Genomic DNA, 15,500 nt, shown 5'->3' on the forward strand with positions numbered 1-15,500 from the left:
CCACCATGAATTTAAAAATTTATCTACACTTTTGATGTATGAATTGTTTTGCCTGAGGCAAAGCTTATGCTTATTTTTGTAGAATCAGCTTTTTAAAAAACTACACATTTATGCCTAGCGCGAAAGCTAAGACTGCCAAGAAAGAAGCTCGGCAGAGTACAAAAAAAGAAACCCCTCTTATGAAACAATATAATGCAGTTAAGGGCAAATACCCCGGAGCATTACTATTGTTTAGAGTAGGCGATTTTTACGAGACTTTTGGAGAAGATGCCATCACTGCCAGCAAAGTGCTGGATATAGTGCTGACCAAACGGGCAAACGGCTCGGCTTCAGAGGTTGAGCTGGCTGGCTTTCCTCATCATGCGCTGGACAACTACCTGACCAAGCTGGTACGCGCAGGGCATAGAGTAGCCATATGTGATCAGCTGGAAGACCCCAAGTTTGCAAAAGGAGTGGTAAAACGAGGCGTAACCGAGCTGGTAACTCCAGGTCTCTCTTTTAACGACAATGTGCTGGACCGCAAACGTAACAATTATCTGGCGTCGCTGCATTTTGACAAAACTAAAGTTGGGATTGCTTTGCTGGATTTATCTACCGGAGAGTTTCTTACCTCTTGTGGTAGCACCGCCTACATAGAAAAATTATTGCAAAGCTTTAATCCGGCCGAGGTCATTTATTGTAAGCGTGATCGTAAAACCTACGAAGAGCTGTTTAGAGATCAGTATAATACTTATCGGTTAGAAGACTGGTTATTTACCCACGACTATGCTTACGAGAAGCTAACAAAACACTTTAATACCCAATCGCTCAAAGGTTTTGGAGTAGAAAACCTGGAAGAAGGTATTATCGCGGCAGGTGCCGTACTACACTATCTGGAAGAAACAGAGCACAAAGAGATTAGGCATATTTCCGCCATCGCGCGTATTGAAGAAGAAAAATATGTATGGCTGGATAAGTTTACTATCCGAAATCTGGAGCTGGTTTTTCCTCAGCATGAAGGTGGTGTGCCTCTGATAGAAGTGCTGGATAAAACCTGTACACCTATGGGGGCACGCTTGTTAAAGAAATGGATTGTATTGCCGCTCAAATCTAAAACGGCTATAGAGGAGCGGCTACAAACGGTAGAAGCTTTGCTAAATCAGGAAGAGCTTCGCAAGCAAATTATACAATACCTTAAAACTATCGGTGACCTTGAGCGCCTGATCTCAAAAGTAGCTGCTGGCCGTATTAACCCTCGGGAAATGATACAGCTGAAGCGGGCTCTGAAGCATAGTATTCCTGTAAAGCAGCTTCTGGCTTCGGTAGACATCCCTCAGTTGAAAAAGCTGGCCGATCAGCTGCATACCTGTGAGTTTATTCTGGACAAAATAGAAAAGGAGCTTCGGGATGATCCACCATTGGTCACTAACCAGGGAGGGCTGATTAGAGATGGTATTGATGAAGAACTGGATGAGCTCAATAAAATAGCCTATTCTGGCAAAGACTACCTGGAGCAGGTAAGGCAACGCGAAATTAAAAACACTGGTATAAGTTCGCTCAAGCTCTCATACAATAAGGTTTTTGGTTACTACCTGGAAGTGAGTAATGCTCATAAAGACAAAGTGCCTCAGGAGTGGATCAGAAAGCAAACATTGGTAAATGCAGAGCGCTACATCACGCAGGAGCTTAAGACTTATGAAGAGAAAATCCTGCATGCCGAAGAGAAGCTCACGCATATAGAGCAAAAAATCTATCAGGATCTGATACTGGCCACCGCCGAGTTTATTACCCAGATACAGCAAAATGCACGTACGCTGGCGGTGGTAGACTGCCTCTCTTCTTTTGCGCAAATTGCATTTCAAAACCGATATGCCAAACCTGAACTGAGCGATGAGGAAGTTATAGATATTAAAGAAGGACGGCACCCTGTGATAGAGAAGCAAATGACACCTGGTGAAAACTATGTGCCTAATGATATTTATCTGGATAACGAAAAGCAGCAGATTATTATCATTACCGGGCCTAATATGGCTGGAAAATCGGCATTGCTGCGCCAAACGGCTCTCATTGTACTCATGGCCCAAATGGGGTCTTTTGTGCCGGCAACGCAAGCACACATCGGTATAGTTGATAAAGTATTTACCCGTGTAGGAGCTTCAGATAATCTGGCAAAGGGAGAGTCAACTTTTATGGTAGAGATGACCGAAACAGCCAGTATTATTAACAATCTGAGTAGTAAAAGTCTACTGCTGATGGATGAGATTGGCAGAGGCACCAGTACTTATGATGGTATTTCTATAGCCTGGTCTATTGTAGAGTATCTGCACAACCACCCTCGCTTCCAGGCCAAAACGCTATTTGCTACGCACTATCACGAGCTTAATCAGCTTGCCAATGATTTTGACAGAATCAAAAATTATAATGTAGCAGTAAAAGAGGTCAATAATAAAATTCTTTTTCTACGAAAGCTCAAAGAGGGCGGCAGCGAACATAGCTTTGGCATTCATGTAGCGCAGATGGCAGGCATGCCCCAGCAGGTGGTTATGCGGGCTAATGAGATAATGCACCATCTGGAGAAAGATAAGATCAACGGAATATCCGATCAGCAGATGAAAGAAATTCCGAAACAGCAGAACTTTCAGTTATCCTTGTTTGAAGCGGACCCTAAGTTTGTCAAAATTAAAGAGATGCTAGAGCAAACGGATATTAATACAGTATCGCCGGTAGAAGCACTGCTTAAGCTTAATGAACTTCAGCTGATTATGAAGTCTTAAAGAGGCCACACAAAAAAAGCCAGCTTTTTAGATGTTAAGCTGGCTTTCTTTTACTGGCTATGCCATATTTATATTTGTGAATAGCTGGTAGGGAGTAAGAAAGTGCGCTTTACCTGAGAAACAGTATTGGCATATTTTTCCATACCCGATACACGCTTCCAGTCTGGATGGTTGCTGAACTTCTTCCAGTTTGCATCTCGCTCCTCAATGTTATCAAAAACCAGCATATAAATCAGGTTGGGCAGATCCTGACCTACCATAGTTTTTCCAAAAAAGACTGGATCCAGGCCCGTTTTGTAGAAGATATCCATCTCATCTTTATTAAACATTTCTACTTTGCGCATACCAGCTTCTTCGCTAAAGCTCTCGTAATCTCTTAGCTCAAATATACGCTCTCCTTTTTCTGGCACCTTCATTTTAGGAATAACATCAAAAGCTTCCAGCAAATAGTTATAGATGCGGATAAAATTAGGGTTATCAGAAGTCGCAGACATATAGTTTTTGCTATTGTCCTGATATACTGCCTGTTTTTTGATTTTTTCTTCGGCGCTGGCAAACTGCTCTAAAGACTGATAAGGGATAAGCATATACAGTTTAGGAGGATCAGACTTACCCATTTCAGTAAATACACCAATGTTATTAATGCCAATATTGTTGAGTGCAGGAATAACGGCCTTGCTTAGGTATTCTTCAAAAACGGATAGTTTACCACCAGATTTTAGCTGGTATACCCTAAGCTCATAATACTCTTTAGAAGCTTGCTGTAGGTCTGCAGCAGTACTTAAACTAGCTGCGCTTGCTGTGGCTGCCAGGGTAGCCACTGAGTTTTTTACAAAGGATCTTCTTTTCATAGTTTGTGGTCCTCAATTTCTCGTTTTAGGTTGTGTATAAAGTTGTTGAGATGGAGCTTGATTACAGGAGCAAGATCATCAAAAGAAGGGTTTTGTGAATCAAACTGTGCCTTAATTTCATCAATCACTTCTTCCAGATGCTCCAGACGCATTAACCTCACATATGACATAAGCTTATGGTTGTTGACTCTAAACATTTCTACATTGCTAATCTTGAGGGCATTAAGAATAGAGACATTGCTGGATTCCGTAAGCTTAAGAATCTGTTCCAGAATTTTAACGTAATCCGGAATGTCGTTAATATACAAAGCCTTCAGTTGGGAGAAGTCCGGGTTGTCCAGCAATATATTTTCTGTGAGTACGTCATTTTCCCCTTCACCCATTTCTGCTGCTGGCGCTACTAAGCTGTTGGCTTTTATGCTAGAGAAAAAACTGAGCTTATGGTGTAGGTCTTTAGGGTCTATAGGCTTGGCGATGTAATCGTTCATGCCATTTTCTTTGATGCGTAGCCTTGTGCGGTCAGATACAGAGGCAGACAAAGCCAGTATAGGGATATTGCTATAATGCGGGTCTTCCAGCTTACGTATTTCCTGAGCGGCTTCAAAGCCATCCATTTCGGGCATCTGTATATCCATTAAAATAAGGTCGTAATGATTTTGCTTTACCTTATCCAGAGCTTCCAGTCCGTTCAGCGCAGTATCTAGCTGTATATGCCAGGTATCGCACAGTCCTTCCATTAGAAACTGGTTAGGTATAACATCCTCTACATACAGCACTTTGAGCCCATCTAGGGGCTGAAATTTATGAATAAAACTCTGATCGCTTTGAGAGGGGTGGCTAATCGCCAGTTCCGACTTATTAAAAGGAATTTTTACTTTAAAGGTAGAACCTTTGTTCTCTTCACTTAGCAGCTCTATCTCGCCGTCAAACATGTCTACTAATTTTTTTACTATAGACAGTCCTAGACCCGTGCCTCCAAAATATTGTGAAGTACGTTCGCTAGCCTGTTTGTAGGGGTCAAAGATGACAGCCTGCTTATTGTCAGGTATACCAATACCCGTATCTACTACCTCAAACAGTAATATTATCTTTTCTTCAGTTTCTTTATCTACGCAAATACTAAGCGTAATTTGCCCATCTTCAGTAAATTTTATAGCATTGCTCAGTAGGTTATTTAATATTTGCCCAAGGCGGTTTACATCACCATTAAGCACTTCAGGTAATTCGTCCTCTACCAGAGTGCGAAAGAGCAGGCCCTTTTCCTGTGCCAGGCTCTTGTAGGTCATTTTAATGCCCTGCAAAAACTCCCGAAGGTTAAAGTCATCTTTGGCAAACTCCAGCTTTCCTGCTTCTATCTTGGAGTAGTCCAGTACATCATTAATTAATGCTGTCAGGCTGTCTCCAGAGAACTTAAGGGTTTGCAATAGCTTAATTTGATCTTCGCGAGGGGTTCCCTGTAGCATGAGGTGAGTCATCCCCAGCACCGCATTAAGGGGTGTTCTAATCTCATGGCTCATGGTGGATAAGAACTCTTCGCGAGTTTTTAAGGTCTGCTCCGCCTCTGCCCAGGCTTCCTGTAGTTTTTCTTCATTTTGCTTAAAGTCGCTGATATCAGAGATGCGTAATAAAGCATAGGTTTGTCCACCTGCCTGAAAGAATGAGAGAGCCACATTTGCCCAAAAACTTTGCTTTTTCAGGTTGACACATTTAAAGTTCTGTTGCAGAGCTTTTTTGTCCTGTAGGGCCTTTACTAAAGGAGAAATATCTATACACTGATCAAAAAGCTGAGATAAATCTGTACTAATAGCATCTTCTGTATCCGCCTGAAATACTTCTAAAAACTTAGGGTTTACCTTAGTCAGCTTTTGCGAGGGAAGCTCAATCAAGGCTATGCCATCTGCCAGATAATGGAAAACCTCTTCAAACAGGGCTGAGGGTTCGGTATTGTTGCTAGTATGAATCGGTTGTTTGAGAATTAATAGTAGCGGGAGGGTGTCGCGACTCTGGATGGGTTCTTCTATTATTCTAAAATCTAATTCCAGCTTAATAGTTGCTCCATCTTTGCATACGAAGCTACATCTTAGTGTTTCGGCTTTCAGCTTACTCGCATTCTGAAAATAAATCTGCGCTTTCAATTTATCATCAGTATGTACGAAGTCTATAAGCTGTTTGCCTTCCAGCTCCTGCGAACTATAGCCTAATAGCTGAAATACCGATGGGCTAATATATTTGATTGTGTAGTCTTGCTGGAAAAAGCAAACCACCTCTTCTACATGCTTGGCAATAAGATGGAGATAATGAGGTGTAGGCAGTTCAGGAGCTATGTCAAATTCCTGTATTGGGTAGAGCCTTACTGTAGCATGAGTTTGCTCGCCTTTGTCGTTATAAAAACGATCCAGCATAGCTCTTACTCTTAAGTATGTATCTCCCTGTTTTATACGAATTAAATTCTGTGTGCTAGAGATGCCGTTAAGCACGGCCTCCTCTTTTGCTTTAAGTATTTTTGGCTGGTCTTCAGGGTGTAGTAAGTCGGTAAATGCTTGCTGTTCCAGGCCCTGAGTGTCTAAAAGTTTATGTGCAGAACTACTGATGTAGTTTACCTTCCATTGTGCATCTAATAAGAAAAGAGCAGTTTCTGGTGCAGGAGGTGGAACACTCTCTCTATCTTGCGCAAGCTTTTTTTCGTAAGCAATCAGGCGCGACAGCTCCCCCTGAGTGTCATACGTGCGTTTTACTACATTCTGTACCTGGATCAGGTCTCCATTACTTTGGTATGCACGGTAGGTGTATGTTTTAAGGGCTACCCTATTACGGGTGTCTTCAGCTATCTCCTGCTGTAAACGTGCTTTATCTTCGTCCACTATAAGTTCAAAGAAACCTCCTATGCCAATATACTCTGCCTGACGGTAACCATATATTTGGCGTACTGCCAGGTTTACATACAAACACTGGTGCTGTGCATTGTAGAGAGAAACTATATCGGGGATATTATCTGCAAGCAGCTTATAGTTTAGGCTCAGGGCATCTTCTCCTGCCGCTAGTGCTTCTATCACCATCATGTAAATATTGCTCTTTTCGTGAGTTATCGTACTTAGCTGAAAACTTACGGGCAGTATTTGTTCGTCCTGACGAATGATAAAAGCTTTTTGTTCAAAGAAGGATTGTTCTGGCTGGGTAGGGCGCTGGTGGAGGTACGAACGAATCTCGTAGTGAACATCCTGCTCAATCAGGTCAAATATACTTTTGCCCTCTGCATCTGCAGAAGAGTACTGAAACAGATTAGCGGCAGCGGAATTTAAGAAAATGACGCTCCCCTGCTGGTCAAATATAACTACCGCTTCGGTTGCATCATTGAAAATCTCATTGAGTTTGCCTTTATCCATTTTTAGGTACTGAGGAGTCTTCCTCACAAATGTATGGTTTATTTAATAAATAATATAAATATTATAGTAAATTTTATTAAAAAGTTAATATTACCCCCTGTTTATACTTAAATAGAGTGAAATGACTACTTTACTGTTTTACAAAAACATTCTAATTGGACAATAAAAAGTGTAATAATGCATAAAACTAACAGGAAAGTTAACAAATTAATTAATGTTTAAAAAGATAATTCATGAAGGAACAAATCGTAAAAGCTTGGTATAGAGTTCATCAGGATTAATAGGTTTTCCTACAAAGTCATTCATACCGCAGAGTTTAATCTTAGAAATAGTTTCTTTTGTTTTGATTCCTGATAAGGCAATGATGGGTATTTTGGCGGTAGCGCTACACTTGGCATGTCTGATAAGCTGGGCAGTTTCATACCCATCCAATACAGGCATTAGCAAATCCATCAAAACCACATCGTACTGCTTTTTTTCAATCTTTATAAGGGCTTCCTGTCCGTTTAGAGCAGTATCCAAATTTAAACCCCACATAGCACAAAGGCCTTCCATAAGCAAATGGTTAGGCGTAGCATCTTCAACATACAAAAGCTCTAAGCCAGCAAGCTTATGCTTTTCTTCCTCATCAGGAAGAAGCAAATTTCTTTCATTTTCAGGCTGCTCAGCAATAGTAAAGGGCAAGCTAACTAGTAAGCTAAACTGCCCCTCAGAAGTACCGTTAGTAGATAAACTTCCTTTTAGTAAAGCCACAATCTGACTGACCATATCATAAATATATGCCTGGGTATCTGTAAAAAGTACTGTGGGGTGGGTAGGCGTATTGGTTGGAATAGACATACTCAGCCTGAAATCTACAGAGGTAAAACTGGCTTCTGTAAGCAAGCAGGAGACTTCCATGCGTAGGAGTGGGTAGGCCAAAGAGAGCATAAAGTTTAGCAACAGCTCCAGCAGGTTTTGGACAAGAGTGTGATCGCCAATAAGGTATTGAGGACAGTTATCGCTTTTAATGATAATAAACTCTGTGCCGGTAGAGGAAGCTTCAGAGCAAATATCAGACTCAAGTGTATCTAATAAATCGTAGAGCCTAAATGACTCATGCTGAGGCCTGACAGATTCTTTTTGCAAATTATCATAAAGCTGTACCCATTCCAGCGCTTTGTGTAGCTTGGTGCCAGACTGCTGAATCTTATGAAGAAAAGGAAGCTGATCTTCGCGAGGGTTCATGTTTAGCAGACGATCTACCAAAGAAAGTAGTGAGTATAGCGGTAAATTTGTTTCGGTTTTTAGAAGCTGTACCAGCAAATCGGCCTCACCTGTGCTAATACTATTTTGGTTCTCCTTAATGGTAAAAGGAGAAATAATAGCCATGTGAGTAGCATAAGGCTGCTGAGAAATACGCTGAATGCTCAAACTGGCACTGTAGAATTGCCCGTGGCTATCTCTAAACTCTACTTGTGGCTGATAATAGGTGGTATCATCTTTTTCGGCCAAGTTTGCCAATTGTACTTCCAGAAAATGTTGTCTGGGTAGAGTTAGGTCCTGTAAAGTATCAGGTGGAGTTTTAAAGCCCAGAAGCTGTAGTGCTTTGGTATTAGCGTATTCTATACCTGTATTGGCCTTATGAATAATGATGGCAGAGGTAGATTGTTCAAAAAGATGATAAAGCTTTTCTTCATGCATACACCTGTGGTGGTATTAGGCTCAATAGTAAGTAGTTGTAGTTTTGGTATTGCTATGCTTCTATGCAATTTATTAAAACCTTTGATTCATTTTAGGTTCTGACACTCTTTTATGGCTGTGCATGGGGTAAATGTTTTTTTAGTGTCTAAATTTGTATCCTAAATTTGCTTATGTAAATAAGAAGGAGAGCACCTGGTGCTGCATACATACACTAATTGTCGTTACAAAAGATCAAACCTATGAACAATATATCAGACGGAAGAGATGCTTCAGTGGCAGAAATTATCGCCAGAATGTTTCTGGACATTGGCGTAGTAAAACTTAATACGGAATCACCTTTTGTATGGAGCTCAGGGTGGAAGTCTCCTATTTATTGCGATGGACGCCTTTCGTTATCTTACCCACAGGTACGCAGCTATATCAAAGAAGAGCTTTCTGAGCTAATTAAGCGTCGCTTTCCTCAGGTGGAAGCTATTGCCGGAGTAGCTACTGCGGGGGTTCCCCAGGGAGCCCTGGTAGCAGATGCGCTGGACCTTCCTTTTCTCTACGTACGTACCAAGCCAAAAGGCCACGGCATGGAGAACATGGTAGAAGGTGAGGTTATAAAAGGGCAAAAAATTGTAGTGATTGAAGACCTGGTATCTACTGGAGGTAGTTCGCTCAAAGCTACTGCTGCACTTGACCTATCAGGGCTGGATGTGCTAGGTTTAGTATCGGTATTTACTTATGGCTTTGATGAAGCCAGAGAGCGCTTTGCCGATGCAGAGATACCATTTATCTGCCTGAGTAATTATGATGTGCTGATTAAAGAAGCCGTGGAGCAAAACCTAATTTCGGCTACCGACCTCTCTTCTTTACAGGCCTGGAGAAAGGCACCTCATCTTTGGAAACAAGATGCCTAACCTAGTTTAAACTTATTTTTTAGCCAGGCTGAACGTCCATACCGGGCGTTTGGCATGGTTTACTACATCTTCTGCTATGCTGCCGCTCAGGAGGTGGCTTATACCTCTACGACCGTGGGTAGCCAGGGCAATCATATCGGCATTAATATCCTCGGCGAAAAATACAATGCCGTCTTCTTCCACGTCATCATTGTAAACATTGAGGGTATAGTTTTCCAGCTTGTGCTTTTCTACAAAAGCCTTCATTTCTTTTTTGTAGTAGCGGTCATTTTCAAAAGAGCTTGGGGTGTTTACACTAACAATATGTAGCTTGGCATCAAAAAGGGATTGAAGCTTAATAAGCTCTTTTACCAGATGCTCGTCTTCATCATCCCTAAGGCTGGTAGCAAACACAATATTTTTGATACTTGCTGCATCAACTGCTTCTTTTACAGTAAGTACGGGGCAATGTGCTCTCCTAACCACCTTTTCGGTATTGGAGCCTACCAGAACTTCTTCAAGACCACTGCTGCCTTGGGTACCCATTATTACCAGATCTACTTCCTGGTCGGTGATGCTTCGTGCAATACTTTCGTAAGGATTACCAATAGCTACTTCACCATCCAGTGCAATGTCTTTGTATTTTGGGTTTTGTACTAACTCAGCAAGTTGATCTTTCATCCTTTTGAGGAGTTGCGCAAAAAAGACAGAGTCCATGCCATCAGGAGCAGTAACTTCACCCATAGCATTAAAGGAAGTACCGTGGGGGGCTTCTACTACGTTGAGGAGTTTTACTGTAGCATCAGTTTTTTTGGCTATACCATAGGCCAGATCTAGTGCATACTGGGCTTGTTCAGAAAAATCAGTAGGGACAAGAATACTTTTCATAACTAAAAATAATTTTCGTTGATTGGCTATTACCTGCAGTAAATTATAAGATTTATCGGATTAGTCGAGCGGCTTGTAATAATATAGCGAATAAATGCTGTCTTCTGCCTTCTCTTTAGACAAAGAGGTGTCCAATACCAAAAGTAAGGACATACAGCAAGGTAGTAAGCGCCATCTGTTTAAGATAAGGATCTAACTCCGACGAACTTGTTTTTTGCTGTACAGCTCTTCCATTTTTTATAAGCAAAGGGAGGCTTAGCAAAAACAAAAACTGCCACCAACTCTCAAAATTGATGATTACATAAACAAGTGAGCAGCCTATACCTGCCAGCAAGAGTAGCCAGTGGTAGGTAATTGCTTTGCGACGACCAATACGTACGGGTATAGATTTTTTTCCTGCCAGCTCATCTGTTCGTATATCTCTGATGTTATTAACATTAAGTACAGCTGTTGAGAAGAGACCGCAGCTAAGGGCGGGCAACAAATAGTCCCACTGTAGCTTTTGAGTATGCAGGTAAAAGGAGCCTAACACACCTACCAAACCAAAAAAGATGAGCACAGAAATATCGCCTAATCCTGCATAGCCATATGGTTTGCTCCCGGAGGTGTAGGTAATTGCCGCGAAAATTGCCGCAAGCCCTAATAGTAAAAAGATTAAGAGCAAAAGCTGGTTAGAAGGTAGAGCAATTAATAAGAGGTATACGCCGCAGGCAAAAGATAGAAACCCGAAAATAAACATTGCCTTTTTCATGGCTAAAGGACTGATGTAACCAGATTGTACCGCGCGGGCAGGCCCTTCTCTTAAGTCGCTATCAGCACCATGAATGGAGTCTCCATAGTCATTAGCAAAATTTGAGAGGATTTGCAGAAAAGTTGTAGTTAGTGCGCTTAGCAAAAAAATCTGCCAGTTAAATAAGTCGACTGCCGCAGCAAGGAAAGCCCCCATGCTGATACTGGCAAGCGCCAGGGGCAGGGTGCGTGGACGGGCTGCCATAATCCAGGCCTGAAATTTATTCATTTTTAACCTTCTATCGCTTGAATGAGCTCATCTGATAATGGTTTTACAGAAGAAGGATAAAACTTTATCAGCTTTCCTTCTTCATCTACCAAATATTTGCAGAAGTTCCAATTGGGTTCCTGGTCGTTCCAGCCATTTAGCTTACTATCGCTAAGCCAGCGGTAGAGCGGATGTTTATCAAAGCCTTTTACCGAGATTTTTTCAAACATCGGAAAGCTAACTCCATAGTTGCTTGTGCAGAACTCAGCAATCTCAGCATTAGTGCCGGGCTCCTGAGCGCCAAAGTTATTGGCAGGAAAACCCAGAATGACTAACTTCTCAGAATACTTTTCGCTCAGCTGTTGCAATCCTTCGTACTGAGGAGTATAACCACAGCGAGAAGCAACATTGACGAGCAGTACTTTTTTGCCTTTAAACTGTGAAAAATCTACGGCTTCACCTTTTATATTTTTGAGGGAGAAGTCATAAAAAGATGCTGAAGTATTCATAAAACTAAAAGCACAACAAATAATAAAAATACCAAGTACAGACAGTTTATGCATAGTTTACATTCTTTCTGGTACCTGAATGCCTAACAAACTCATGGCTGTTTTGATTGTTTGTGCCACGGTTTTAGAGAAAATAACTCTGGAAACAAGCAAATCTTTGTTTTCTTCACCGAAAATAGAGACTTCGGTATAAAAACGATTATACTCTTTAGCTAAGTCATATGCATATTGCGCAATAACCGAAGGAGCATAATCATGAGCGGCAAGCGCTATTTTTTGAGGGAACTCAGTAAGCAATTTCGTTACCTCCAACTCGGCCGGATGCAATGTCTCTAATTTATCTAGAGCAGTAGTATCATCAAGGTCAAGCTGCATCTCTTGTGCTTTTCTTACAATAGCAGAAATACGCGCATGGGTATATTGTATAAAAGGAGCTGTATTGCCTTGAAACTGCACAGACTCTTCAGGGTTAAAAAGCATACGTTTTTTTGGGTCAACCTTAAGCAGGAAGTACTTAAGAGCGCCTATGCCCAAAATCTTGTAAAGCTCTTCTGCCTGTTCTTCAGTAAAGCCTTCTATTTTTCCTAGCTCTTCGGTATGAGCTTTGGCAGTGCTGATCATCTCTGCAATCAGGTCGTCGGCATCTACTACGGTACCTTCGCGAGACTTCATTTTACCAGAGGGGAGGTCTACCATTCCGTAAGATAAATGGTGTAAGCCCTGAGCATAGCTACGGCCTAGTTTTTTAAGGATAAGAAAAAGCACCTTAAAATGATAGTCTTGCTCATTGCCAACCACATATACTAGATTATCAAAGGGGTAATCCTGATACCGCAAGTCTGCGGTGCCTAAATCCTGTGTCATATACACGGAGGTGCCATCAGCGCGAAGCACCAGCTTTTCGTCCAGGCCATCTTCGCTGAGGTCTATCCACACAGAGCCATCTGCTTTTTTAAAGAAAATGCCCTTTTCCAGACCTTCTTCTACAATATTCTTACCTAGAAGATAGGTTTCAGACTCATGATAAATCTGATCAAAACGAACATTTATAGATTTATAGGTTGCATCAAAACCTTCGTATACCCAATGGTTCATTTTATTCCAGAGTTGGGTAACTTCCTGGTCTCCTTCCTCCCATTTTTTAAGCATCTCCTGAGCCGCTTTTATCAGCGGAGCTTCTTTCTTAGCTTTTTCCTCTTCCATTCCCTTTGCCTTCAACTGCTCTATCTGTGCTTTGTAGTGTTTGTCAAACTCTACATAATATTTACCGACTAACTTATCTCCTTTAATACCGGCAGACTCAGGAGTTTCTCCTTTACCAAAGCGCTCATAAGCAAGCATGGATTTGCAGATATGTATGCCTCTATCATTTACCAGGTTAACCCGACGTACCTGTTTGCCATTGGCTTCCAGTATGCGAGACACACTATCGCCTAAGAAGTTATTGCGTAGGTGACCAAGGTGAAGAGGTTTGTTCGTGTTAGGAGAAGAAAACTCAACAACTACCTTATCTTCAGCTGTAGGTGCAAGTCCATATATTTGAGAGCCTTTGTTAGTGTTTACAACATTTTGAAGAAGGTCTATCCAGATTCGTTCTTCAATTTCCAGATTCAGAAAACCTTTTACTACGTTAAAGCCTTTAACAACTGAGCTTTGTGCCTTAAGCTGCTCTCCTAATTGCTGAGCAGTATCCTGAGGGCTTTTTTTTGCGAAGCGGGCATAAGGGAAAACTACGAATGTATGTGAGCCGTCAAACTCTTTACGGGTAGGCTGTAGTTTAATTTCATCAGCCTCTAAGTTATGCTGATAAAGATGATGAAAAGCATCTACTATATCTTTAACAATTAATTTTTCTATATCCATGGGTATGGCCGTGACGGTTAACTTATGATTCTTGTATTGCAAATTTATGTTTTGCAAAGATGTCAAATATATACCAATATTGCATGCCTCTTGGATCATACAAAACATAATGGCTTCTAATGAGAAGATACATAGACCTGATTGAGCAAACATTTGATTTGCCTACTGAAGATTTTAAGGTAGATGCACAAGGGTTATACTTTCATGATGTACCCCTAATGGACGTAGTGAAGGAATTTGGAACTCCCCTAAAGCTTACCTATCTGCCAAAAATCAGTGATAATATTCAACGCGCTAAGCGCATGTTTAACAGTGCGATAGAAAAGCACGACTACCAGGGTAAGTATCATTATTGCTATTGTACAAAGTCATCTCATTTTGAGTTTGTGCTCAGAGAAGCCCTGAAGAATGGCATACATCTGGAAACTTCCTCTACCTATGATATTGAAATCATAAGAAAGCTCCATCAGCAGTCTAAAATTGATAAAAATATCAGAATCGTTTGTAATGGGTTCAAACGTGAATTGTACAAGCAATATATCAGCGAAATTCTGAATGACGGTTTCAGAAACTGCATTCCGGTGCTGGATAATATGACAGAGATTGACTATTACGAAGAGCATGTAAAAGATGAATATGAAATTGGAATAAGGGTAGCCTCAGATGAAGAGCCGCGCTTTGAGCTTTATACTTCGCGCCTGGGTGTACGCTATAGTGATATTGTAGATTTTTACCATAAGCGCATTAAGAAGAGCAAAGCCAAGCTAAAAATGCTGCACATCTTTGTAAATCAAGGTATTAGTGACTCTGCCTACTACTGGAGTGAACTTAGCCGTTTTGTGTACAAATACTGTGAGCTTAAAAAGATATGTCCTGATCTGGACTCTATAGACATAGGTGGTGGCTTCCCTATAAAAAATTCGCTATGGTTTACCTACGATTATGAATACATGGCTGAGCAGATCGTTGCTACCATAAAAGACATTTGCGACGAAAATGATGTGCCAGTACCCAATATCTATACTGAGTTTGGTATTTATACCGTAGGTGAAAGTGGAGCAGCAATATATTCTATATTAGACCAGAAGCTACAGAACGATAAAGAGTTATGGTATATGATAGATGGCTCATTTATCACTCAACTGCCTGATATTTGGGGACTTAACCGTAAATATATTATGCTGGCAGTAAACAATTGGGAAAGTGAGTACCAGAAAGTGAACCTTGGAGGTTTAACCTGCGATAGTATGGACTACTATAACTCTGAGGCACATACCAACGAAGTTTTCCTGCCCAAGATCAACAATGGCGAACAGCAGTACATTGGCTTTTTTCATACAGGTGCTTATCAGGAAGCTATCGGAGGCTATGGGGGGATCCAACACTGCCTGATACCGGCTCCTAAACATATAGTAATTGATAAAAAAGAAGATGGTTCGCTAGATTATCAGCTTTTTGCCCAAGAGCAGGATAGCGAATCTATGATGAAACTGCTAGGCTACTAGAGTTTACTATTTTGGAGGGAGTTATTGTAGAGTAAGAAGAAACAAAATAGGGAATCAGGTAGGTAAAATGACTTTCTCCCACCTGATTCCCTGAAAATTATGAGCGATAATCATATCGCCATGCTTAATAAAATTTAAGAGAGTGCCTGCCTGCCACAATACTTAAGGCCGTAGCCAGTATTTTATA

General features: G+C 41.2%; 10 protein-coding genes. 3 read left to right on the forward strand and 7 right to left on the reverse strand.

The window, feature by feature from the left end:
• Positions 1–110 precede the first annotated feature (110 nt).
• On the forward strand, positions 111–2,753 hold the full coding sequence (gene mutS / locus PZB74_RS07815) for a DNA mismatch repair protein MutS (RefSeq protein ID WP_302241947.1): 2,643 nt from the start codon (positions 111–113) through the stop codon (positions 2,751–2,753).
• A 68-nt stretch (positions 2,754–2,821) separates the two neighbouring features.
• On the opposite strand, the gene PZB74_RS07820 is transcribed toward mutS, so the two are convergent.
• The 3 genes from PZB74_RS07820 to PZB74_RS07830 all read right to left on the reverse strand — a co-directional run bounded on the left by PZB74_RS07820 (position 2,822) and on the right by PZB74_RS07830 (position 8,670).
• Positions 2,822–3,604 carry an NIPSNAP family protein gene (locus tag PZB74_RS07820; RefSeq protein ID WP_302241948.1) on the reverse strand — a complete coding sequence of 261 codons (783 nt, stop codon included), beginning with the start codon at positions 3,602–3,604 and terminating at the stop codon, positions 2,822–2,824.
• Positions 3,601–7,014 carry a PAS domain S-box protein gene (locus tag PZB74_RS07825; protein WP_302241950.1) on the reverse strand — a complete coding sequence of 1,138 codons (3,414 nt, stop codon included), beginning with the start codon at positions 7,012–7,014 and terminating at the stop codon, positions 3,601–3,603. The genes PZB74_RS07820 and PZB74_RS07825 overlap by 4 nt, the downstream gene beginning before the upstream one ends.
• 204 nt (positions 7,015–7,218) lie before the next feature.
• On the reverse strand, positions 7,219–8,670 hold the full coding sequence (locus tag PZB74_RS07830) for a response regulator (protein WP_302241951.1): 1,452 nt from the start codon (positions 8,668–8,670) through the stop codon (positions 7,219–7,221).
• A 239-nt stretch (positions 8,671–8,909) separates the two neighbouring features.
• On the opposite strand from PZB74_RS07830, the gene pyrE reads away from it, so the two are divergent.
• Positions 8,910–9,572: an orotate phosphoribosyltransferase gene (pyrE, locus tag PZB74_RS07835; protein WP_302241953.1), complete on the forward strand. Its 663-nt coding sequence runs from the start codon at positions 8,910–8,912 to the stop codon at positions 9,570–9,572.
• 12 nt (positions 9,573–9,584) lie between these two features.
• Here pyrE and PZB74_RS07840 read toward each other — a convergent pair whose 3' ends face one another.
• From PZB74_RS07840 to argS, 4 genes are all read right to left on the reverse strand, one after another.
• Entirely contained in the window at positions 9,585–10,439 is an 855-nt protein-coding gene (locus PZB74_RS07840) for a universal stress protein (RefSeq protein WP_302241954.1), read from the reverse strand.
• Positions 10,440–10,554: 115 nt separating this feature from the next.
• A complete protein-coding gene (locus PZB74_RS07845) occupies positions 10,555–11,457 on the reverse strand; it encodes a 1,4-dihydroxy-2-naphthoate polyprenyltransferase (RefSeq protein WP_302241955.1) in 903 nt (300 codons plus the stop codon).
• A gap of 2 nt (positions 11,458–11,459) precedes the next feature.
• Entirely contained in the window at positions 11,460–11,945 is a 486-nt protein-coding gene (locus PZB74_RS07850; protein WP_302241956.1) for a glutathione peroxidase, read from the reverse strand.
• A 57-nt stretch (positions 11,946–12,002) separates the two neighbouring features.
• The gene (argS, locus tag PZB74_RS07855; RefSeq protein ID WP_302241957.1) at positions 12,003–13,808 is read right to left on the reverse strand and encodes an arginine--tRNA ligase; all 1,806 of its coding nucleotides are present in this window, start codon (positions 13,806–13,808) and stop codon (positions 12,003–12,005) included.
• Positions 13,809–13,927: 119 nt separating this feature from the next.
• Between argS and PZB74_RS07860 the strand changes: the two genes are divergently transcribed.
• On the forward strand, positions 13,928–15,313 hold the full coding sequence (locus PZB74_RS07860) for a type III PLP-dependent enzyme domain-containing protein (protein ID WP_302241958.1): 1,386 nt from the start codon (positions 13,928–13,930) through the stop codon (positions 15,311–15,313).
• Positions 15,314–15,500 lie beyond the last annotated feature (187 nt).

Origin of the sequence: Porifericola rhodea, from assembly GCF_030506305.1 — a bacterium.
Taxonomy (GTDB): Bacteria; Bacteroidota; Bacteroidia; order Cytophagales; family Cyclobacteriaceae; genus Catalinimonas; species Catalinimonas rhodea.